Here is a 22,134-nt window from a genome sequence, read left to right on the forward strand (position 1 = left end):
ATGTTTAAAAAAGTAGTTTTAATAGGTTTCATATGTATTTTAATAGGTTGTGAGTCAAATTCAATTCCTGTAAAAACCGCTAACTATGACACTTATTTTAAAGCGACTTCTAATGTTTTAGATTTTTCAATTACTCCAAATAATACATTTGACAAATCTGGACTCATGTTCTCAGACCAAGGCGCATGGTTTGCATATAGTCTTTCAGATACAATTTCCGTTTCTGGCTTTTCTGGACCATTTTTAATGACTGAACAAAATGGTGTTTGGGCTGGGAAGTCTTTGGCAAATTTCACGGTAAAAGACCATTCGTGGGCAAGTATAAATTCTGTGAGTTATCTAAGTCATTTGGAGCAAAATTTTAAATCTGACACGATTACTTTATCCCAACAACTCGTTTATTTATCAGGTCATACGGCTTTGATAAAAAATACAATTACAAATACTTCTAATGTTGATATAACGATACAACCGCAACTTAGTGGAGGATTATTTGATAACGGAATTTATTTTTCTGGAAATAAAAAAACTATTCAGATAAATTCAAATAAAACAACGGCTACAGGATATATACATTCTTTAAATGATATTACTTCTGTAACTATTGATAGTACGCAATATACTAGTTCATTTAAAGCATTACACTTAAAACCCAATGAGCAAAAAAGTTATATCTGTTCGCAAACGTTCATTTTCCCTGAATATTCATGGAAGGATGAGCAAAAACTAATACAGTCTGTAAATTTTGATTCGATTGTAAAACAACGTTTATCCGAAAAAAACAAACAACTTACAACACTTATATCATTAAAGAAAGAACTGTTTTCTGGAGAAAAATATACTTCGCTACTTGCGAAAGCTATGTTGACTTTACAAAATAATTGGCGAATTCCTGCGGGAGAAATTAAACATGAAGGTTTGTTTCCAAGTTATCATTATAAATGGTTTAATGGTTTCTGGTCTTGGGATTCTTGGAAACACGCGGTTGGACTCTCCTATTTTGATTCAGAATTGGCAAAAAAGCAGATCAAACTCATGTTTGATTTTCAAGAAGATGATGGTTTTGTTGCCGATTGTGTTTTTCGTGATACTACTATTGAAGCACACAATTATCGCGATACAAAACCGCCACTATCTGCTTGGGCAGTTTCTAAAATCTATGAAAAAGACAAGGATCTTGACTTTATAAATTACATGTATCCAAAACTAAAAAAATACCATTATTGGTGGTATGCAAAACGTGATCATGATCAAGATGGTTTGTGTGAATATGGCGCTACAGATGGTTCTCTTATTGCAGCCAAATGGGAAAGCGGAATGGACAATGCTATTCGTTTTGACAATTCAAAAATTTTAAAAAATACAGAAGGTGCTTATTCATTAGATCAAGAATCGGTAGATTTAAATGCTTATTTATATGCTGAAAAACTATTCTTGGCAACGTTGGCAAAGGCACTACAAAAACATAAAGATGCTGACACGTTTTCTGCTGAAGCTGAAGTATTAAAAAAACAAATTCAACAACAGTTTTACGATACTACTGATGCATGGTTTTATGATACAAGCCTAGAAGGAACTACTTTTATAAAAGGAGAAGGTTCAGAAGGTTGGATTCCGCTTTGGGCAAAAGTTGCCACACAACAACAAGCAATTGGAGTGAAGAATAATATGATGAATCCTGCCAAATTCTATACAAAAGTTCCGTTCCAGACTATGAGTGCCGATCACCCTAAATTTAATCCACTCAAAGGATATTGGCGTGGCCCAAACTGGCTCGATCAAGCTTATTTTGGTGTAAAAGGATTGCTAAATTACGGTTTCAAAACAGAAGCCGACCAAGCCAGTCTACAGATATTAGCAGGTTGTAAAGGTCTTATTGAAAAAGGAACTTCTATTCGCGAAAACTACCATCCAATTACTGGAGAAGGATTAAATGCTAAAAACTTTAGTTGGAGTGCCGCACACGTAATGATGCTACTCATAGAAGACTAACAATCGACAAATTTATTATTCATGCTCTGGCAATTGTTCCTGAATTTGATATGTACTAAAGTTTAAGAAATTCCCCGGATGCGCCAACACATTTTGCAAAATAAAAGGCGTATCGGGTGTTGTTCCTGTATATTGTACGTTTCCATCTAAATTGATATCATGCACATTATATCCTGAAATTGTAAACGTTGGAAAATTCAAAAAGTTTGCAGGATCATTGAGCACTTCGCTTAAAATTGCAGGTGCGTCTGGACTTGTTCCCGTGTATTGAATTACGTCATTTGGACTCACATTTCCGGCCCACATTCCATAATATCCTGATGAATTTCCAAATTGTGTTTGTGGATTGCTTCCATAACTAATCAGATTTGAATTTAACGCAAAGTTGATAGAAACAATAGCATCTGACAATTCAATTTCTCCATTTGTCATGATTCCTAAATGATTTCGATGACGAATGGCCACATAATAATCTGCTGGTGGTACATTTAGTTTTACTGCTGTAGAAATGCCATCAACATCTACAATATCTCCATCGCGTTGTAATAAAGCTGAACGTGCATATTTAACTTGCGTTGGATTTACAGGATCGCGCAATTCTATATAAACCCAGTCCACGATATCATTGTGTTCTTGTCCAAGAGTTGTATCAAAAACACTGGCTTCACAAGTCAAAGCATCTTGATATGGCGAAGTCGTTGGCAATACATTATTTCGGCGCAAATCGTCTCGCATCAACCCTTCTTCTCCTGTATACGGATTGATTCCTGCGCCTTGTAAATATACTATTGGCGAAACCGTGGCAGTTTTAATTGAAAAATCGGTCACAACCGGAAAATGATCGGAAGCAGTTCCTGTGTCGTTTTGCTGTAAATTATAGCTTGTCAATCGTGCTGCGGACATCAATTCTGTTTGTAATACAAATGACTTTTCTGCTGTAAGCGTAAAATCTGAAAACAATATAAAATCGAGTTTCCCAGGAGGAAATGCTTGCGAATCTGAACGCCATGTATAATTCATACGTACATCGGCTTGCAAACAATTTTCTTCTTGCACTGCTGTATTGTCCCAATCTAAAAATCCGCCTTGTCCATAGGTTGCCGTATCTTGAATATCGCCTGTTTTTAAGGTTTCTAATTGCTGTGCTAAACCTACCAAATTCAAATCACCTCCATACACAAAAGGTGTATTTTCGGGAAGATTGATCAATCCGCCAGAAGTTTTTGCATCTAAAATAAACGCAGCATATTGGTCTACTTGATCTTGTCGAGAAGTATCGGCACCACAACAACTCAAATGTGCATTGGTAAACAGTAAATCGGTGTGATATGTTTCATCTGGAAGATCAATCAATACAGGAAACTGACGTGTTAAATGATCCCATTGCTGTATAATTTCCCAACGAGAAACCGTCACTTCTCCTCCATGCTTTTTTACATACCAACCATCAACCGTTCCTAAAGGCAACCATGTATCAAACAATCCTTTTACATAAGTTTCCGAAGTTCCAGCACTTTCTATAAAACCAACAATATCTGGGTTGAGCGATTTTATAATTCGTTCAAAATCATCCAACCGATTGACATCTAACAAACCATCTAATAACGTGTTATATGCTACAATTCTTATATGTTCGGCATTATCTTTAGTAATATCTATAGGCGTATATGCTGGCACTGGAGTTTCATCAAACGTATACGTAAATACGCTTCCAATATTCGGAATTCGATCAAAATTGTCATCATTCTTGATCAATATTTTAATGGTAGATGATGGAAATAATGCATTTGCACCATCTGGAAGTACATGACGACCTATGGCAATTTCAAACTCATCTGAACTTACTGTAGGCGCAACTCTCACTTTTAAGTCAGACATACTTACTTGCGAATAAGGCGTTACATTATAATGCGCGAACAAACGTGTAAATAATAAGCCCAATTCCGAACCGTAATCTTGCTGAATATCAAATCCGGTATTCGCATCATTATCTGCATCAATAAAAAGTCCTAACTCTTGCACAATAGTATTATCATCAGTAATATCAAACTCTTGATCTGCTTTGATTCTGATAAACAAAAACTCATCGTCATTTGTCACTTGAATTTCAAGCAAATCTACTCCCGAAATATTTTCGCTTGTGTCAGTATACGTAGTCAAACTAGCATTCCAATCATCAAAATTACCATCAATCGTAATGGCAGCTGATTGTGAACAAACACATTGAAAACTTAGCAGAAAAAACGCAAAAAAGTATCTTAATTTCATGGAAAGAATTTGATAGATTGAATGATGATGCAAAGATAAAATTTACGCTATATATTTACTCGCAGCCGCTTCTAATTTTTTTCGAATTCGTTTCCGTAATAATGGTGGTTCTATCACTTCAATGGAATCTCCAAAACCGAGAATTAAACGTTCTAATTCAAAGTTGATGTGTACTTTCAATTGTACTGTAATGCTTCCGTCTTTTTGTGCTGAGATAATTTCTTGGGTATTATGAAAAGGCTTGGTTGTTACATACGGCGCGTTGCTTTTGTCAATTTTCAGCACAATGCGTTGAATGTGTTTTTTGTCTAAAACGGTGACTCCAATGGTGTTTTTATAATACTCGTCTCCATCAAATGCTTCGTTTCTGTACGGAATGTCTAAATCATAATCCACATTAATAATTCGGTCTAACGCAAAAGTGAGAATGCTAGGTTTGTTCCCAACAACTCCAATTAAAAACCAACGATTGTTGTATTCTTTTAAGATGAATGGATGAAAAATAACTTCAGAAGCTGTTCGTGCTTTAAATGATCGGTACGTTAAACGCAGTACAATTTTCTTTAGAATAGCCTGATATAACAGATCTAAATGTTGCAAGCCTTTTAAGTTCTCATTTTTGTCTAAATGGATAATGGAAGCTTGATGTGTTTTTTCCGTATACACCTTATCTTCCAAACGCTGTATAATACCGCCTAATTCTGAAAATAACGAGAAATCTTTGAATTGTTTCAGCATTTCTACCGTTTCAGAAAGTACATTCATATCGTTTTCTGTCAATGGAATATCTGTGATGGAATACTCTTCATCTTCATATTTATAAAACTTACGATCGTATACCACAATTGGTGCATTATAGCCCAATTTATCGCTACGCATCATCTGAATATCCAATTGTACGGTTCGTTTGCTCACATTTACTTCGCGACCTTCATATTCGTGTAAAACATCAGAACAGGCTTCAATCAAATCGTTTAAAGTCCACTGACGATAGTGGTTTTGCAAGCATTTGTCAATGGTTTTATATCGAATCAGTGCGTTTTTATTTATGGCCATATTATATCTGTCTAAAGTGTGAAAATAGCAAAAATTTATGAAGTGCGTAAAAAGATTGCGTACATAAATAACATTCTTTGCACAAGTTCTTTACATACGAATTGTGCGTCGGCTTTCATCTGTCAACAAAAAATTAATTATTTAACAAATTTCAAGATGAAAACAACAAACAAAATCCTAGTGGTAGACTTAGAAGCTACGTGCTGGGAACAAGATGGTGAATACCAACGAAATCACAGTGAGATTATCGAAATTGGTATTTGCGAATTGGATGTTCCTTCCGGGGAAATATCCAAACAACAAGGAATTCTCGTAATTCCTGAACATTCCGAAATCAGTCGATTTTGCACAGAACTCACCTCAATCACGCCCGAAATGGTGGCGCAAGAAGGCGTTTCTTTTGAAGATGCGATTGATATACTTTTTGACGAGTATGATTCGTCTGCATACACGTGGGCAAGTTACGGCGCGTATGATCGTAACAAAGTCATGGAAGAATGTAGAAAAAAATATGTCGATTTCCCTTTTGGCGATCAACACATCAATGTCAAAGAAGAGTTTAGACGTTGCAACAGAATGCGACGCGGTATCGGAATGGCAAGAGCATTAAAACAACTTCGAATTCCTTTAGAAGGAAGACATCACCGAGGTGTCGACGATGCCAATAACACCGCCAAAATCTTACATTGGTGTTTAAATAATCAGTAAGATGTATATTTGATTAGCCGCTTGGCTAATTTTTTTTGCTTAAATTTAGCTATAGAATCCAAATTTTCTCTAACATTTTAAACTGATTTTACTACTGTGATACTAATTATATTAACAGTTATTACATGTATTATTTTTTTATTAAAATATATCTATGAAAAGCGAAGAAAAAAGCACTTCACGTACGATGAAGAGTTAATGGATTCAATACTCCAAGATTTTTACAAAAATAAAAAAATCACTCACTTTTTTGTTCAAATTACTCAAGGGCTTACCTCGGTTCTTCTTATAGTTCCTTATTTATTTATTTTTGTATTCTATTTGGTGTTTACGAAAGGATGGATAGGAAAATCTGTTAATTATTTTAAAGCTTATGGAACGTTATATAGCTTCTCAACTTGGTTACAGCTAGGTATTGGCTTGGTCTCTTTGATACTATGCTTTACAGTTTTTAAGAATTATGGATTTGATAGCCTATCTGCTCAATTTATAGGATACTATTTAGTTTTGCTGTCTGCGCTTGTACTGATCGCATTACTTTTTACACCTTTCAAATCAGAATTTACATGGACAAGCGCTATCCTTAATGAAAAATTACTATTACTTATTACCACTTTAAACATTACAATTTTTTCAATTATAGGATATACGTACTTAACCATAACTAACAATTCGTTCGGAACAGCATTTCAAAATATATTTGATTTATTTTTTAGAATAAAAACAATCTCTGACTTTGTTTTTAGTATTGACACCATACAAAAAATAGGCTACAATATAGAGACACTCATTTCAATTCATGGCTTACTATTTTATGCGTTTGTGACTAAATATACATTCAACATAGTTAAGCTTCGTAAATCTGGAATTGATCATCTCAATATTGCGTTTAGCTTGATTTTTATAAATAAGTTTACGGTTGCTGAAAACTATCTTGAAAAGAATCGGAAAAATTTCACAGGTCACTATTATTTCGTAATGAGTACGCTCAAATTATCCCAAAACTTACCTCAAGAAGCCGTCAATAGCATGAGAAAATTTATAAATGAATATGAAGATGATGCTATTAATGATGTTATTTATTTACGATTAGTACACCTCTGCTTATTTCTTAGAACTCCTGATGAAATTGACATTAATCTTTTAGAACTTGCAAAACAACAACAGCTTAAAAGTTATACATACTCTATTATAAAAAATAATATAGAACAAGCGAATTATGCTAATAAGATCTCATTCAAAAACTACGCTTCTAAATCGTTAGATAGTTTAAATTTTGAGATAATGTCGTCACGGTTTTCAGAAATTGTGGAAGGTGACTACAAAGAAACTAGCAAAGAAAAGTTTGAAGTGATTAACGATTTAACTTTATACTCTTTTAATCAAGCTTGTGTCAAATTTCACTATTTAATTTCGCATGGTGCATCCTACTCCAAAGCGTTTGAACTTGATGAAGATGCAGAAAAAGTACATTCGTACATCTCTAATGAAATAGAAATGAATTTGAAATATATGAAACAAGATTTTGATACCAAAAAATTATCATTTTCAAATTGTTTCTTTTTTAGAGCTTTTGTTACTACTAATGAATATTATTTCAATAAAGGAACGTTTAAAAATTTAAAAACAGTATATCACTATTTAGAAGCTGATTGGGAAGACTACATAGAAAAACAATACTTTGGTGCTATTAAGGGTCTTTTATCTGGAGACAATCTTTTCAAAGAAATGCTAAGAAATTAACTACGTAAAAAGATTGCGCAGTTCTTTGCTAAATTTGAAAATACTTGAAAGTAAGTCTGTGAATACTCATAGTGAATTCATGTTAATATATAGAGACAAGCCTTCAAATACATAAATCTCGATTATCGAGAAAAGTTCATTGAAATACTTTTGAAACAGGTTTCCGAAAGATATGTGCGTCAATAATGACACATATAACTTTTAAAAAACGATAATTATGAATTGGAAAATTCAAAAACTACTCGATGGAGAAACCATCATTTCAAAAGAACCTGGTAATTCTATGCTGCCACTTCTAAAATCGAAGCAACCTGTAAAGTTGCAACCTATTTCTTGGGAAGATTGCGAAGTCGGTGATATTGTCTTTTGTAAAGTCCGCGGAAATGTATTTACACATCTAGTAAAAGGAAAAAACGAAAGACGCGGATTGTTAATTGGAAACAATCACGGAAGAATTAACGGATGGACCAAAAATGTATATGGGAAAGTAATAGAAATATTACCAATGTCATAGACATTACTTTTTCAAAAAAATCCACAAATATTTCTTATACAATATATCTATTCCTTTTCAGGAAAATTAGTCCCTTCAAACTGGATATAGGAAGCATCATTCATAGATTTAATTATATCTATCACATCATCCAATTCATATACACTTTTATAACCATAACCATATAAGTTTATATATGTTGGTATATTCAACGCCAACATCAAAGGCTGATTATTTGCTGGTACTGCCGTCTTTAAAGCAAAACTGATCGGATCATTCTGAATATTATTATTGCAATAAATCAAAATTTTAGTCTCAGGATTTGGTATAATTCGCATCAAATTTAACTGTGTAAATTTGGTAAAAGGCAAATTCACAGCTCCTTTTATATGACTTCTTTTGTATAAATCTTCGGCTCTTGCGTCTAAAATAATAACATCTTCTTGTTCACTCATTGCTACAAACGTTTCCAAATCTATCAAACGTGCTGCTCGATGCTTTTCAACTTCACTCATCAAATTTTTATAATCTTTAAAACTTACCATAGGATTACCGTCTTTGGAAGTATTAAACTTTTGTGTAAAATTTTCAATGCGTTCCAATGTATCGTTTGTAGGATTTGGTTTTTGCGCTATCAGCACTCCACAAATAACAATCATAGCCAAAAAAATAAAGTTTGAAGTTTTCATGATGTTTAATTTTAAAACGAAACTACGTATTCAAAATACATTCTGTAACTTATAATGAGTAAACTGGCTATATGAATGAGGGAACATGTTTTGTTTATTTTATTTTTACTACGCAAAACTATTGCGCATTAGTGTAAAATATTTGTATCGGAATCATAAATAAGTTATTATACATAACAAAGTAAGTTACTCCGCTGAATATTGAAGTCGGCGGAGTTTACTAAAAATTAGAAATCATGAAAGAACAAATTCAAATCAACGGAAACACATTAATCGATTTAGGTTTTAAGCCTAAAAAATGGTTCAAAGAAGCAATTGCACATATCAATGAAAATCAATTGTCAAATGATGAAATGCTAACGTATTTGGAACAATTCAAACATGATCCAGAAATAGCATTATACGAAAATCCTATAGCTTTTGCCATCAATATTGAAGCTGAAAACGAAATTGAAAAAGACAATGTTAATTCAGTAATCAGCACCATGAAAACCTTAATGAAAACTCCAACTTTAGTCAACGGTGCCATCATGCCAGATGCCTGTCCAACAGGCCAAAATGGTGTCATTCCTGTTGGCGGAGTTGCGGTTGCCAAAAATGCCATTCATCCAGGAATGCATAGTGCCGATATTTGTTGTTCTGTAATGTTGACAGATTTTGGAGATGCAAATCCACAAGATGTATTAGATGCTGCGCATAGCATTACACACTTTGGTCCTGGCGGAAGATCAAGAGAACATCAATTCAGATTTCCGATGGATCTTTTGGCAGAAATTGAAGCAAACTACTTTTTAAATGATCAAAGGTGTATTTCTGCAGCTCGTTCACATTTGGGAACACAAGGTGATGGAAACCATTTCTTATTCGTAGGAACTTCTAAAAAAACTGGAAATACAATGATGGTTACACATCATGGAAGTAGAGGTTTTGGAGCCAATTTGTATAAAAAAGGAATGAAAGTCGCAGAAGCATTCAGAAAAGAATTATCGCCACAAACATTAAAAAATAATGCATGGATTCCTTTTGATACTGAAGAAGGGCAAAACTATTGGGAAGCATTGCAAATTGTACGTAAGTGGACAAAGAAAAACCATGAAGTAATTCATGATGCAACCTTAGAAAAGTTAGGTATTGAAAAAGAAGATAGATACTGGAACGAACATAACTTCGTATTCAAAGATGGAGATTTATTCTACCATGCAAAAGGAGCAACTCCATTAGATAAAAAGTTTATGCCAGATATTACGGGACCGAGACTAATTCCGTTAAACATGTCTGAACCAGTATTAATCGTAGAAGGAAAAACGACCGCATCAAATTTAGGTTTTGCGCCACATGGAGCAGGAAGAAATGTGAGCAGAACACAACATAGAAAAAGCAAAACAGGAACATTTCAAGAAATCTTTGATCAAGAAACTAAAGGATTGGATGTACGTTTCTTTTCAAATGAAATTGATATCACCGAATTGCCTTCTGCCTACAAAAATGCGGCAACTGTAAGAGCTCAAATGGAACAATTTGGTTTGGGTGAAGTTGTTGATGAAGTCATGCCATACGGTTGTATCATGGCTGGTGATGTTGGAAAAAATGCACCTTGGAAACGTAAAAGAAAAAATAGAAAATGACTTATAAAGACATGATCAAAAATGAATTGCACAAAAAACATTGGGAACTCATATTGATCGATAGTCGTAGTGTTTGGTGGGAAGAAGAACATTGGAAAATACAATGGAAACATGCCCACGGAATGATCCTTTTTATTCAATTCTTTATCGATCCATTATGTGATAAAATTGTAAACCATATAGAAGCAAACTTGACCTTAGATGATAATGATTCTGAGGTCGCTTCTTTATACATGTCAAGAGGGAAATTCAATATCAAATTAAATGCATTCATAGAAAAAATTGAAAATTTTAGACGAAAATGAAAACAATAGGTAACATCATCGCAGTTCTTATATGTATTGCAATTGGAATACCGCTGCTGATCATTTTTATGCTATTTTACACTCCTTATTCGTATGTAAGAAATTATGAATATCGAAGAAAACGTAAAAAAGAATTAGAAGAAGCTTTAATCCAAAATAATGGGAAAATTATATTTCTATATGGCGAATATCATACGTTTAACTTTTTAAAGTATTTTAAAGACCATTATCCCGAAATACAATGTTTGCAAGTGTATAATGGATACAATACCTCTGGTGTTTTTGTCGATCATCTAACTAAAAATAGAAAAGCAAAAAGTTTACCTCAATTAGTAAAGATTGATGGAAAAAACATTCTCAAAAAAGAACATTATAATTCGTTTAAACATTACATACGAAGAAACAATGATGCAGATAGTTTTTTCAAATTGATTGAAAGCTCAATTAAAAATTTAGAAAGTTTACCATCCAAACAACTATAAAGTCAAAATCATGAACACAAAAAAAATCATTATACTATCACCAAACTTTTCTGAAGATTCAAAAATCATCAGTCAAGCTGCTATTGATAGTGAATTCACTACCATACGATTTGGAGGTTGGAATGTTCCTACAGAATATCAAAAAGATGTTGTGGCGGTTTATGGCGAAGATTTATTCACAACAATTGTAGCTGAACAATGCAGTCTAAAACTCCTAAAACCCGCAGACGATTGGTTGGCAAGTGTTCCGACAAAATATACCTTACGAAACATTCAATATGATCGTTTTGGGAATATTCAAAACGTACAAAACAAATTTATAAAACCTGTCGATTTCAAGTTTTTCCCTGCTGGTGTATACACTTCCGTGGAAGAAATCCAGGGCTATAGTACGATTGATGCAACCATTGAAGTCTTCGTATCTGATGTGGTGAGTTGGGCAATTGAAGTTCGCTGTTTTATCATTGATCGACAACTACAAACGTGGTCAACGTATATCTACAACGGAGAAATTGAGTTGAAAAATACGATACTAGAAAATGAAGAAACTGAAATGCTGAGCTTTCTCAATGAATTCCTAACCGACAAAACAATTGACTTGCCTAAAGCAGTTGTCATTGATGTTGGTTACATTTCTGACAAAGGTTGGGCGCTCATTGAAGCAAATCCAGTATGGAGTTCGGGCGTATATGCGTGCAATCCTAAAAAAGTAATAGATACAATTGTGAAAAGTTGTGAGAAAGTGATCTAAAAATATCATGAATACAAATATTAACATCGCGACCAAAAACCTGTATGGTGTATTTAAGCCATATACGATTGAAGGAAATCTTAGAGAACGAAGCTGTGATTGCTGTGTTTCCGATGCAGAGATAAAGGAATTACTATCAAAAGATTTACATGTGCTTTCGGAAGACGAAATTGGACACTTTATGCGTTCGGCAGTTACAACTTTTGGCTGTGTTACTGATTACAAGCATTTTTTACCAAGAATTTTAGAATTAATGCAATTTGAAAACAGTGATATGTTATTTGATTTTACGACATACGAAAAACTAAATTATAGCAAGTGGGAAACTTGGAGTGAGTCTGAAATTGAAGCAATTAAAACCTATTTCACAACTTTATGGATTGAAACTTTGAATGATACAACAACAACCTTGTACAAAACTCAAAGTATGTTAAAAATCATGATTACTTATGTTGGTTGGGATGCAACTTTTTCTATTTGGGAAAAAGCAGCTAATTCACGCTGGATTCATTATGTAGTAGATGTCGTTTTAGGGAATGATTCTTTAGATTTTAATACAGAAGACACAGAACGTTTAATGAATTGGTTTTCAACGCATCTTTTTTTATCCAAACTAGAAAATGCCTTTTTAGAAACTGAAGATAAACTAGAAGCTAACAGAATTTCAATTGCATATACAATACTTGAAAAGTATAACAAAAATTAATTTCAAAATGTCAATCGAAACTATCCGTCTGTGTTAAGAAATAATGAGCTAGCAAACGAAATTGCGAAGCGTAGCTTCAAGCATGTAGTTTAGCTAGTGAATGGTGCGCAGCAATTTCCTATACACAGACTTGATTTTTTGGTTCATTTTTTATCAAGAAAAAATGAACGTTACTAAAATTATAGTTTGAAACACTAAAGGCAAAAAGGTTACACAAACATTCTTATCAAAAACAAAAAACAACAAAAACTCATGACAACACGAAACAGAGGAAAAGAAGGAAGTGACGATCGTTTATTTGGCGATCCAAAAATGCAATCAAAAATGCGAGAAGCAATCAAAGACCTATCGTATTTAATGAGCAGAGGATTCTCTGAAAAATCGTCATTGCCTTTGGTTGGAAATCGTTACAAACTCAACAATCGCCAACAACGTGCCGTACAAGGAATGAGTGAAGCAGCACATAAACTTGAAAAACGTACAGCGAGTTGTTTGTCGCCAAATCAGTTAGCAGAAAAAGAAGTCTATTTAGATGGTTTTAATGTATTAATTATGTTAGAAAGTGCTTTATCGGGCGCTTATCTTTTCAAAGGTTTAGATGGTTGTTATCGCGATTTATCAAGCGTACACGGAACGTACAAAAAAGTAAAACAAACGCCAGAAGCCATTCAACGCATTGCAAACTTTCTACAAGAAAACAAGGTAAAAAAAGCAACATGGATCTTTGACAAACCTGTTTCCAACAGTGGACGTTTAAAAACAATGTTGGGAGAATATGCAAACGAAAATCAACTCAATTGGGAAATCATTTTAGACAACAATCCTGATAAATTGATTGCTGAAAGTGGAAAAATTGCTATCAGTTCGGATGCTTGGGTTTTAGACAATTCAACAACTTGGTGTAATATGGTGCGACATATTGTAGATATTGAAATTCTACAGAAAAATGTGGTGGAATCTGAATAAAAAATTTAAAAATGAATCATACAAAAAATATAATCATCGTTGACTTAGAAGCGACATGTTGGAACGGACCAATTCCTAATGGACAAGTCAATGAAATCATAGAAATAGGAATCTGTGTTTTAAATACAGAAACAGGCGAAATCACACAAAACGAAGGAATTCTGATAAAACCTGAACGTTCAGAAATCAGTGATTTTTGTACTGAATTGACAACCATCACACAAGAACTCATTGACTCGGAAGGAATTTCATTCGCAGAAGCTTGCACAAAACTTCGCAAAGAATACGATCCAAAACAATATACATGGGCAAGTTACGGTCAATACGATCTCAACATGTTAAAGCGTCAATGTAAATTGAGAAATATGGAATATCCTATGGGCGCAAATCACATCAATGTAAAAACAACCTTTACAGAAGTAAAAGGATTGCGTAAAAAAGTGGGAATGAATGGCGCTTTAAATATCTTAAAAATTCCGCTTGAAGGAACACATCACAGAGGAATTGATGATGCAAAAAACATTGCCAAAATTTTACATTGGTGTTTAAAAAATAAATAGCAAAAAACTACTACGCAAAAATATTGCGCAATCAAACTTCATCTTTGAACTCAGAAATACAACACAACGAAACATATAAAATCATGCAAACTAAAAAAGGCACTGTGTATTGAATTATTAACAGATAGTTCAATACAAAATGAAAACATGTAAAAACAAGAAAATTTACAATTTCAAACAAGCTCACAAACGCAAAAAAAGAACACGAGCAACAAGAAATCTTTGGATAAGCAATACTAGTGGATTCCGCAGAGAATTAAATAGAGAATATCGTACAAAATGTAAGATGGTTCTAAGAAAAAAAATAGCAGGGCAAGAAATAGAATTCCCACTATTCAAAAAAACACTTTTGTGGCATTGCTATTAAAAAGCATTCAAAATGAAAACAAGAATACTAGAAAAACTCAACGAAATAGAACGTGATAAGAATATCGAAATCTTATTCGCTGTCGAATCAGGAAGCAGAGCTTGGGGCTTTGCTTCTCCCGATTCGGATTATGATATTCGTTTTGTGTACAAACACAAATCAGATTGGTATTTGAACCTTTGGGAACAAAAAGATACGATTCAGTTTATGACCGAAGACGATTTGGATGGTTCAGGTTGGGACATTCGAAAAGCTTTAAAATTACTCGCAAAATCGAATGCTTCCTTACTAGGTTGGCTCTTCTCTCCTATTGTGTACAGAAGTGCTGGAACATTTTTGGAAGAAATGAAAATGGTCGCTGAAAAGAATTTCAATCCTGTTGCGGGTTTCTTTCATTATCACAGCATGAACAAAAATTTTGAAGAAACTTTAAACACCAATGAAATGACTTTAAAAAGTTATTTCTATGCAATTCGAACAGCTTTATGTGCCAATTGGATTTACAAAAAAGAAACCGTTCCGCCTGTAGCTTTTCGTGAATTATATCCGCTTTTAGATACTAAATCTTGTGCTCTTTTGGATGAATTGATTCTACTAAAAAGCAAAGAAATTGAAAAAAGTAATGCGCCTGTAGAAGCTTCTTTAATTGATTTGGTAAAAAAGATTGTTGCTGAAAACAACGAAATCAAAAATGATCTTAAAAATAGAAAATCAAATCCTGAAGAATTCAATAAACTATTCATAAAAACAATATAGAAAAGATGAAATTACATATACCAGAAGATTATACGGAGTTTTTATACTGGGTAAAAGAAACAACCGAAGCATTTTGGGCTAAAAACCCTGAAACTTCTGAAGATGATTTTGTTTGTGAAGATTGGGCTTATGGCGCAAAATGGATTGGTATGACTGAAAGCGAAATTGAACAAACAGAAAGAAAATTCAATATAAAATTCACCTCTGAGCACAAGGAGTTTTTAAGAATTTTGCATACCATTGATAGGAAAGAAGTCTATACGTATGAAGATGATGAAACGGGAGAAATAGAACATCGTGAATATCCTTTCTTTTATAATTGGCTTCAAGATACTAAAGACATTGAACAGTATTTAAAATGGCCATACGAAACAATTTTTCAAGATGTAGTCGGCGCTAATAAAGTTTGGCTGAAATCTTGGGGAACTATTCGTCCTAAATCAAATGAAGTAAAAGAAAAAATATTCTCAGAATGGTTTGAAAAAATACCAAAATTAATTCCAATTCACGGACACAGATTTGTAGTAAGTGATCATACAAAAGTACAAAACCCTGTACTATCTATGTACGGCTCTGATATTATTGTGTACGGTTGGAATATGAGACATTATTTATTAAGTGAACTTGAAAGGCACTTGAATTTATTTGACGATGTATATGATGATGAATATAAAGAATGGTATCCAGAAAGAAAACCAGAATTACAAAAAATTCATGACGCAGAATATGAAGCTGCTAGCACAAAGTCCATTCCTGTAATTGAAGAAATGATCTTGTATTGGAGTTCTGGTTGGTCAAGTTTTGGAAAAGAGAACCCGAACAAAGTAGAAGGTATTTTACAACCTATCACAAAAACATTTGTTGCGCAAGATGAAGATGGAGAACATAACGATCAACAAAAACAATTTAATGCGTTTTAATACATTATCATGACACTCTCAGAACTCAAAAAATCAGGACATATCATATTTGAATGTATCAGCGGAAGTCGTGCGTACGGACTGGATACGCCGACTTCCGATACAGATATTCGCGGTGTTTTTGTATTGCCAAAAACAATGTACTATTCCCTGGATTATGTTGGACAGATTAATAACGAGACGAATGATATTGTATATTATGAATTGCGAAAATTCATAGAATTGTGCGCCAAAAACAATCCAAATATCCTAGAATTATTGAATGTTTCGGAAGATTGTATTTTGTACAAAGATCCGTTGTTCGACAAAATCAAACTAGATACATTTCTATCCAAACAATGCGAAAAATCGTTTGCAAACTACGCGTTTACTCAAATCAAAAAAGCGCGCGGATTGGAAAAGAAAATTGTCAATCCAATGGAAAAAGAACGCAAATCTGTGTTGGATTTTTGTTTTGTATATGAAAATGACACTTCCATTCCTTTAAAGGATTTTTTGACTCATAAAAACATCCAACAAGAACACTGCGGTATTACAAATATTCCACATTTAAAAGATTGCCACAACCTATATCACAACGAAAATATTCCCTACAAAGGAATCATTAGAAGTGAATTGGCGAATGAACTCGCGTTGAGCAGTATTCCGAAAGGAGAAGAAACTATTGGCATGTTATTTTTCAATAAAGATGGATATTCTAGTTATTGCAAAAAGTACAAAGAATATTGGAATTGGGTTGAAAAACGAAACGAAGAACGTTACAAAACGACCGTTTCGCATGGAAAAAATTACGATTCTAAAAATATGATGCATACCTTTCGCTTATTACGCATGGCAAAAGAAATTGCATCGGAAAGTACCATTCATGTAAAACGTCCAGATCGTGAATTTTTACTAGATGTAAAACATGGAAAATATGAATATGATGAATTGGTGACTTGGGCAACGGAATTAAAAACAGAATTGGAAAGTTTATATGCAAATTCAACGTTACCAGAACGTCCAGATATAGAAAAAATTAATACATTACTCATTAACATTAGAACTGATTTTTATACTAAAAACCCGTGAACGCTTTACTCAACATAGCATATTCCTGTAAAAGCTTCCTTTCGGAGGAATGGAAGGCAACTTACAGCGCGTTTTTACAGAACGAACATTTATCTGTACTAGCGCGAAATGTATATGCTTTGTATGAAAATGATGAAGAAAAGTTTCACGGGAAACCCAATTTTGAAGAAGAAATCATTCCCGATATTAAAGTAGCGTTTTCTATCTTTAAAGAACAATTCAAAGTTTTAAAAAAATATCATTTTGAAGATAATAAATTGACGCGTAAAGCTTTTGCCACTGCCGTAGAAAGTACAAGTTTCGAACACATTTTGATACTTTCTGGACAACGATTGACTTCAGCGAGTATGCAGAATGCACATGGAATTCCGCCTTTACAACACGAACTATTAAAGCATAGTTTTGAAGCGTATAATGATCAAATTTCCAAAGCAGTTCGCGCTTGGGAAAAACACGCACAACGCTCTACAGAAAGTTTCTGGGGAACAGTTAAAGGAAGCACGGAAGAGAAAGAACAAAATGTGCAAAAATTGGTAAGACACATTCTAAAATACAAAACTTGGTGGAATGTATTTACACATTACAAACACGATATTGTATATGAAGTACGAATTGCAAGTGGACACGGAATTCGTTGGAAAAAAGACAATTTAGAACTCATAGGATTTTTAGAACCTTTTGAAGATTACGATTATGGAAAATAACGAACAGACATATAATTTTTCGCAACAGGAATGGGAAACATGCCTGAAGGTTTTGCATGCGCTCAAAAAAAATCCGTTGGAGAATCCCGATAATCAACAATTTGGAACGCTTATCACAAAAATTCATTCCAAAGCAAAAAAAACGAACCGAAAGCAGAGTTATTCTTCTAAAAAACAAGAAGATTTAGAAACTACACTGAATAGTGAAATCTCTAAAAATGCATTGCAAAACACCACCGTTTATAATGAAGAAGCGCAAACGCTGCAATCATTTACAAAACTGAATGTTCCTAAAAATTGTTATTGCTGTAATACTTCGTTCACGTTTGCGCATTCGTTCTACAATCGATTGTGTCCAACTTGCGCCGAACTCAACTATGAGAATCGTTTTAAAAATCTCGATCTATCTGGTCGCAATATAATCTTAACTGGCGGACGCGTAAAAATTGGATACGCAACTGCACTAAAAATGCTGCGTTCGCAAGCACATGTAACGGTAACAACACGTTTTCCGGCAAGTGCTTTAGAACAGTTTCGTCAAGAAAAAGATTATGAATCTTGGAAAGACAACTTAGTCGTTTACGGACTGGATTTACGAAATCTGAAATCGGTTGAAAACTTCATCTATTATTACAAAAGAACACATGAAACGCTGGATATTTTAATCAATAACGCAGCGCAAACCATCAAATATACAGACCAATATTATGTGCCAATAATTGCTAAAGAACAGCAATTAGCAATTGAATTCTCTAGTCAGCAGAACTTAATTGCCAATGAAACACCTGTAGCAAACATGAAACTATTAGAAAATCATGTTGAAAAAAGTTACTTAGAGTTGAATCGTTTTGGACAACCTATTGACAATCGAGAAAAAAATAGCTGGAATGCCACTTTAGAAGAAATCTCTATGCAGGAATTAATTGAAGTAAACCTCATCAATCAAATTTCTCCGTACTTCCTCATCAAAGAATTAGTGCCGTTATTGAAAAATTCAACTTTTCCGAAGAAACATATTATCAACGTAACCTCTTCGGAAGGTCAATTCAGCTACAACAACAAAACCATGTTTCATCCGCATACCAATATGACCAAAGCGGCTTTAAATATGATGACACGAACTGCAGCAATGAATTTTGAAAAAGACAATATTTATATGAACGCTGTAGATGTGGGTTGGGTTTCTACAGGAGCTCGTGAAACCTTGCGTAAAAAACAATTTGAAAAAGGATACATTCCGCCACTCGATCCCGTAGATGGAGCGTCTCGAATCGTACATCCTATCTATGAAAATGAAAAAAACAATACTATCTTTACAGGGAAGTTATTAAAAAACTACGCTGTTGAAGATTGGTAAAATGAAGGAATACAGCAGTAGTTCAGTTGGAAGAAAACTATCTCTGCACGATAGAGGTCGCGGGTTCGAAATGTAAATTCACGAATACCTATATTTAAAAATATATAAGTCGCGAGTAATCTCGTCTGCTGTACAATTAAAATATTAAAAATGCGGCAGTAGTTTCAAAAGGAGAAGAACATCGTCTTCAAAACGAAGGATGCGGGTTCGAAATGTAAAACATTCACGAACTCCTTAATATAAAATAAGTAAGTTGTGAGCTAATCCTGTCTGTTGCGTTTTTTAAAAAATAAAATATATTGAATAGGCAAAGGCTGGTGGTTTAATGGAAGAATACCTGTAAACAGACATTTTATTCCGGAGGTGCGAGTTCGAGTCTCGCTCAGCCTTTGTTCAAAAAAAATAACAATAGCTGTCAATTGGAAGAACACCTTTTTTCAAACGGGAAGTTATAGGTTCGAAATCCCAAAGGTTGCTCTTGTAAAAGAATAATAAGAAATTTTGATACGCAAAGATTGATGGTATAATTGGAAGCACACCAGGCCTCATATCCGGAGGTGCAAGTTCGAGTCTTGCTCAGTCTTTGCTCAAAAAATGGTAGCAGTAGTAGCTCAATTGGAAGAGTGCCTGCCTGTCACGCAGGAAGTTGCGGGTTCGAATCTCGCCTACTGTTGCCTATCTATATTCCACCAGTTTAATTACGCAATATAATTGCGTAGCACTAATTGAGATTTGTATGTACAAACAAAAAGTATCATGAAATCTATTGAGCGACGTATCCAAAAATTAGCAACTTCTTTAAAAATTGAAGTAAATTTGAATCATTTCATTGAGCATATACAAAATGACAATGGAGAAGATTCTATCCATATATTTGATTCGTTATATATGCATTTTCCATATATTAATGGTGATTTTAGCTTTTTAAAAGACTATGAAAAGTTAATGAGTCTAACGATTGATATAGATCAGGAAATAAATATTGTTTCGTTAAAAGATTGTATTAATCTAGAATATCTCAACATAAATTTTGATGAAAACTACACAAATAAAATCAATTTCAACGGTGATTTTAGTTTCCCAAAAATAAAAAATTTAAATACCGGATCTGCTATAATTGAAAGTAATAATTCACTTTCCTTTCTAAAAAAATTCCCTAACCTTGAACGTCTAGAAATTAATTTAACCAACATTTCCGATATATCTGATTTAGGTAAATTATCTAAGCTTAAATCACTTTCATTACATCAAGGAACATTTTCTTCCATAGATTGCATTTCTAAACTCACACATTTAGAAGCATTATATCTAAATTCCGAAAACATTAAAGACTTTAGTCCATTAAAGAAATTGACAAAAATTGTACATCTTACTATACATACATGCAATTTTAAGGATACGAGCGTACTTTCCCATTTTAAGAATCTTCAAACATTATCATTAGCCTTCAATAAAATACAGGATATTGAGGAATTAAGAAGCTTATCAGATTTAACAACAATTAACTTAAGTCATAATGCTGTAAAATCTATTGATGCAATAACAGAACTTCCAAACCTTGTCAATATCAATGTTAGCAGTAATGAAATTACGGAGATTCCGCAGCTTAAAAGTTCTAAAATAACTCATGCATATTTCTCTAATAATTCAATTACTTCTATAGAAAATCTAGCAACAATTAATAGCCTGCAATACTTAGATATTACTGATAATCGTATTGAAAAAATCACACAGTTACCTAAAAACCTTGTACAACTTCGCGCAAATAATAATGCAATAGAAGAATTACAAGCTGGTAATCATCAACATTTATTACATATTCATTGTGAAAATCACTTTATAAAAAAACCAGAAAATCTTTCCTTAAATAGCAGAGTGTTACAATATATAAATCTGAAACAAAAAAAACCTTCTTTTCTTATTTCGGGAGAATTTTATGAAAACGGAGGTTCACTTGATAAAAAATTCTATCATCTATTTAAGCTACATGGAGATCATTTTTTCAAAAAGAAATTATTCGATCAAGCATATAAAACGTATGAAAAGTTTGTGCTTTTGAAAAACATTATTGCTTGTCGAAAAATTGAGCAACATTTACTAGATGAAACTCCTCAAACTTTTGACACTTTATTCAATCATATTGATACTTTTATGCAAACTAAAAAAGAAAGTAATCGCATATATGATCTTGTAGGTAATAAAAAAGTATTGGAATATACATCCGAAATGATTGCTTTAAGAATTAAGAGTGCCAATATTTCAAAAGAGAAAAAACAAGAACTTTATTATAAATTATTAAACAAGATTTATCCTAATACTGATAATGAAACTCCTAAAAATACTTTGATGTATACGCAAACACCTACTTTAAAATCTAAAGATGATCGCTTTATAGCTCGCGTAGAACTCTTTTTTTGGATTGTAGGTATAGTTTCATTCCTTATAATGATTATAATACTCTTAAAAATATTTTTATTTCGATAAAAACAGGTTAAAAAATAGTAGAACAATTATAAATAACACTTCAAATTTGGAAGAAACCCAATAAAAATCACATATTTGCCACACTAATGACAAGATATTATTTACATATAGCCTCTATTTGCCTGAAAAGT

Annotated in this window: 20 protein-coding genes and 4 tRNA genes; 21 read left to right on the forward strand and 3 right to left on the reverse strand. The window is 33.3% G+C overall.

All coding sequences use genetic code 11. The features are described from left to right. On the forward strand, positions 1-1,992 hold the full coding sequence (locus Q0845_RS20020) for a trehalase family glycosidase (RefSeq protein WP_298517008.1): 1,992 nt from the start codon (positions 1-3) through the stop codon (positions 1,990-1,992). A 15-nt stretch (positions 1,993-2,007) separates the two neighbouring features. Here the strand turns inward: Q0845_RS20020 and Q0845_RS20025 are convergent, their stop codons facing one another. Both Q0845_RS20025 and Q0845_RS20030 read right to left on the reverse strand, forming a co-directional pair. Continuing rightward, positions 2,008-4,260: an endonuclease/exonuclease/phosphatase family protein gene (locus Q0845_RS20025; RefSeq protein WP_298517010.1), complete on the reverse strand. Its 2,253-nt coding sequence runs from the start codon at positions 4,258-4,260 to the stop codon at positions 2,008-2,010. 42 nt (positions 4,261-4,302) lie between these two features. Continuing rightward, positions 4,303-5,316 (reverse strand): WYL domain-containing protein, encoded by a 1,014-nt coding sequence (locus tag Q0845_RS20030; RefSeq protein ID WP_298517012.1) that lies wholly within the window; start codon positions 5,314-5,316, stop codon positions 4,303-4,305. 156 nt (positions 5,317-5,472) lie between these two features. On the opposite strand from Q0845_RS20030, the gene Q0845_RS20035 reads away from it, so the two are divergent. From Q0845_RS20035 to Q0845_RS20045, 3 genes are all read left to right on the forward strand, one after another. Beyond that, complete coding sequence (locus Q0845_RS20035; protein WP_298517014.1) at positions 5,473-6,024, forward strand: 3'-5' exonuclease; 552 nt, start codon at positions 5,473-5,475, stop codon at positions 6,022-6,024. A gap of 198 nt (positions 6,025-6,222) precedes the next feature. Continuing rightward, entirely contained in the window at positions 6,223-7,767 is a 1,545-nt protein-coding gene (locus Q0845_RS20040; RefSeq protein ID WP_298517016.1) for a hypothetical protein, read from the forward strand. Positions 7,768-7,984: 217 nt separating this feature from the next. Continuing rightward, the gene (locus Q0845_RS20045; protein WP_046756516.1) at positions 7,985-8,281 is read left to right on the forward strand and encodes a hypothetical protein; all 297 of its coding nucleotides are present in this window, start codon (positions 7,985-7,987) and stop codon (positions 8,279-8,281) included. Positions 8,282-8,328: 47 nt separating this feature from the next. Here the strand turns inward: Q0845_RS20045 and Q0845_RS20050 are convergent, their stop codons facing one another. Further along, positions 8,329-8,949 carry a rhodanese-like domain-containing protein gene (locus tag Q0845_RS20050; RefSeq protein WP_298517018.1) on the reverse strand — a complete coding sequence of 207 codons (621 nt, stop codon included), beginning with the start codon at positions 8,947-8,949 and terminating at the stop codon, positions 8,329-8,331. 236 nt (positions 8,950-9,185) lie between these two features. On the opposite strand from Q0845_RS20050, the gene Q0845_RS20055 reads away from it, so the two are divergent. From Q0845_RS20055 to Q0845_RS20135, 17 genes are all read left to right on the forward strand, one after another. After that, positions 9,186-10,574, forward strand: coding sequence for an RtcB family protein (locus Q0845_RS20055; protein ID WP_298517019.1), 1,389 nt, complete (start codon positions 9,186-9,188; stop codon positions 10,572-10,574). Then, positions 10,571-10,879 (forward strand): hypothetical protein, encoded by a 309-nt coding sequence (locus tag Q0845_RS20060; RefSeq protein ID WP_298517021.1) that lies wholly within the window; start codon positions 10,571-10,573, stop codon positions 10,877-10,879. Before Q0845_RS20055 ends, Q0845_RS20060 begins: the two co-directional genes overlap by 4 nt. Then, a complete protein-coding gene (locus tag Q0845_RS20065) occupies positions 10,876-11,361 on the forward strand; it encodes a hypothetical protein (RefSeq protein WP_298517023.1) in 486 nt (161 codons plus the stop codon). The genes Q0845_RS20060 and Q0845_RS20065 overlap by 4 nt, the downstream gene beginning before the upstream one ends. A 10-nt stretch (positions 11,362-11,371) precedes the next feature. Next, positions 11,372-12,112 carry an ATP-grasp domain-containing protein gene (locus tag Q0845_RS20070; protein WP_298517025.1) on the forward strand — a complete coding sequence of 247 codons (741 nt, stop codon included), beginning with the start codon at positions 11,372-11,374 and terminating at the stop codon, positions 12,110-12,112. Positions 12,113-12,119: 7 nt separating this feature from the next. Then, positions 12,120-12,818, forward strand: a complete 699-nt coding sequence (locus Q0845_RS20075) for a hypothetical protein (RefSeq protein ID WP_298517027.1) — start codon at positions 12,120-12,122, stop codon at positions 12,816-12,818. A 252-nt stretch (positions 12,819-13,070) separates the two neighbouring features. Next, positions 13,071-13,784: a DUF434 domain-containing protein gene (locus tag Q0845_RS20080; RefSeq protein WP_298517029.1), complete on the forward strand. Its 714-nt coding sequence runs from the start codon at positions 13,071-13,073 to the stop codon at positions 13,782-13,784. Positions 13,785-13,795: 11 nt separating this feature from the next. Further along, positions 13,796-14,344: a 3'-5' exonuclease gene (locus Q0845_RS20085; protein WP_298517031.1), complete on the forward strand. Its 549-nt coding sequence runs from the start codon at positions 13,796-13,798 to the stop codon at positions 14,342-14,344. A gap of 379 nt (positions 14,345-14,723) precedes the next feature. Beyond that, the gene (locus Q0845_RS20090; protein WP_298517033.1) at positions 14,724-15,467 is read left to right on the forward strand and encodes a nucleotidyltransferase domain-containing protein; all 744 of its coding nucleotides are present in this window, start codon (positions 14,724-14,726) and stop codon (positions 15,465-15,467) included. A gap of 5 nt (positions 15,468-15,472) precedes the next feature. Beyond that, on the forward strand, positions 15,473-16,387 hold the full coding sequence (locus tag Q0845_RS20095; RefSeq protein WP_298517035.1) for a hypothetical protein: 915 nt from the start codon (positions 15,473-15,475) through the stop codon (positions 16,385-16,387). Positions 16,388-16,396: 9 nt separating this feature from the next. Continuing rightward, on the forward strand, positions 16,397-17,458 hold the full coding sequence (locus tag Q0845_RS20100) for a nucleotidyltransferase domain-containing protein (RefSeq protein WP_298517037.1): 1,062 nt from the start codon (positions 16,397-16,399) through the stop codon (positions 17,456-17,458). Continuing rightward, positions 17,455-18,162, forward strand: coding sequence for a hypothetical protein (locus Q0845_RS20105; protein WP_298517039.1), 708 nt, complete (start codon positions 17,455-17,457; stop codon positions 18,160-18,162). The genes Q0845_RS20100 and Q0845_RS20105 overlap by 4 nt, the downstream gene beginning before the upstream one ends. Next, a complete protein-coding gene (locus Q0845_RS20110; RefSeq protein ID WP_298517041.1) occupies positions 18,152-19,519 on the forward strand; it encodes an SDR family NAD(P)-dependent oxidoreductase in 1,368 nt (455 codons plus the stop codon). Before Q0845_RS20105 ends, Q0845_RS20110 begins: the two co-directional genes overlap by 11 nt. Positions 19,520-19,530: 11 nt before the next feature. Continuing rightward, positions 19,531-19,652, forward strand: a tRNA-OTHER gene (locus tag Q0845_RS20115). Between the two features lie 178 nt (positions 19,653-19,830). Continuing rightward, a tRNA-OTHER gene (locus Q0845_RS20120) sits at positions 19,831-19,909 on the forward strand. Between the two features lie 122 nt (positions 19,910-20,031). Next, positions 20,032-20,103 (forward strand) — tRNA-OTHER (locus Q0845_RS20125). A gap of 16 nt (positions 20,104-20,119) precedes the next feature. Then, positions 20,120-20,192: transfer RNA gene (locus Q0845_RS20130), tRNA-Asp, on the forward strand. Positions 20,193-20,275: 83 nt separating this feature from the next. Continuing rightward, the gene (locus Q0845_RS20135) at positions 20,276-22,003 is read left to right on the forward strand and encodes a leucine-rich repeat domain-containing protein (protein WP_298517044.1); all 1,728 of its coding nucleotides are present in this window, start codon (positions 20,276-20,278) and stop codon (positions 22,001-22,003) included. Positions 22,004-22,134: the final 131 nt, after the last annotated feature.

The sequence above is a fragment of the uncultured Kordia sp. genome (assembly GCF_947489565.1).
Lineage (GTDB): Bacteria > Bacteroidota > Bacteroidia > Flavobacteriales > Flavobacteriaceae > Kordia.

Coding starts and splice junctions, on each gene's coding strand:
- Q0845_RS20020 (WP_298517008.1), top strand. CDS start 1: ATGTTTAAAAAAGTAGTTTTAATAGGTTTCATATGTATTTTAATAGGT.
- Q0845_RS20025 (WP_298517010.1), bottom strand. CDS start 4,260: ATGAAATTAAGATACTTTTTTGCGTTTTTTCTGCTAAGTTTTCAATGT.
- Q0845_RS20030 (WP_298517012.1), bottom strand. CDS start 5,316: ATGGCCATAAATAAAAACGCACTGATTCGATATAAAACCATTGACAAA.
- Q0845_RS20035 (WP_298517014.1), top strand. CDS start 5,473: ATGAAAACAACAAACAAAATCCTAGTGGTAGACTTAGAAGCTACGTGC.
- Q0845_RS20040 (WP_298517016.1), top strand. CDS start 6,223: ATGGATTCAATACTCCAAGATTTTTACAAAAATAAAAAAATCACTCAC.
- Q0845_RS20045 (WP_046756516.1), top strand. CDS start 7,985: ATGAATTGGAAAATTCAAAAACTACTCGATGGAGAAACCATCATTTCA.
- Q0845_RS20050 (WP_298517018.1), bottom strand. CDS start 8,949: ATGAAAACTTCAAACTTTATTTTTTTGGCTATGATTGTTATTTGTGGA.
- Q0845_RS20055 (WP_298517019.1), top strand. CDS start 9,186: ATGAAAGAACAAATTCAAATCAACGGAAACACATTAATCGATTTAGGT.
- Q0845_RS20060 (WP_298517021.1), top strand. CDS start 10,571: ATGACTTATAAAGACATGATCAAAAATGAATTGCACAAAAAACATTGG.
- Q0845_RS20065 (WP_298517023.1), top strand. CDS start 10,876: ATGAAAACAATAGGTAACATCATCGCAGTTCTTATATGTATTGCAATT.
- Q0845_RS20070 (WP_298517025.1), top strand. CDS start 11,372: ATGAACACAAAAAAAATCATTATACTATCACCAAACTTTTCTGAAGAT.
- Q0845_RS20075 (WP_298517027.1), top strand. CDS start 12,120: ATGAATACAAATATTAACATCGCGACCAAAAACCTGTATGGTGTATTT.
- Q0845_RS20080 (WP_298517029.1), top strand. CDS start 13,071: ATGACAACACGAAACAGAGGAAAAGAAGGAAGTGACGATCGTTTATTT.
- Q0845_RS20085 (WP_298517031.1), top strand. CDS start 13,796: ATGAATCATACAAAAAATATAATCATCGTTGACTTAGAAGCGACATGT.
- Q0845_RS20090 (WP_298517033.1), top strand. CDS start 14,724: ATGAAAACAAGAATACTAGAAAAACTCAACGAAATAGAACGTGATAAG.
- Q0845_RS20095 (WP_298517035.1), top strand. CDS start 15,473: ATGAAATTACATATACCAGAAGATTATACGGAGTTTTTATACTGGGTA.
- Q0845_RS20100 (WP_298517037.1), top strand. CDS start 16,397: ATGACACTCTCAGAACTCAAAAAATCAGGACATATCATATTTGAATGT.
- Q0845_RS20110 (WP_298517041.1), top strand. CDS start 18,152: ATGGAAAATAACGAACAGACATATAATTTTTCGCAACAGGAATGGGAA.
- Q0845_RS20135 (WP_298517044.1), top strand. CDS start 20,276: ATGAAATCTATTGAGCGACGTATCCAAAAATTAGCAACTTCTTTAAAA.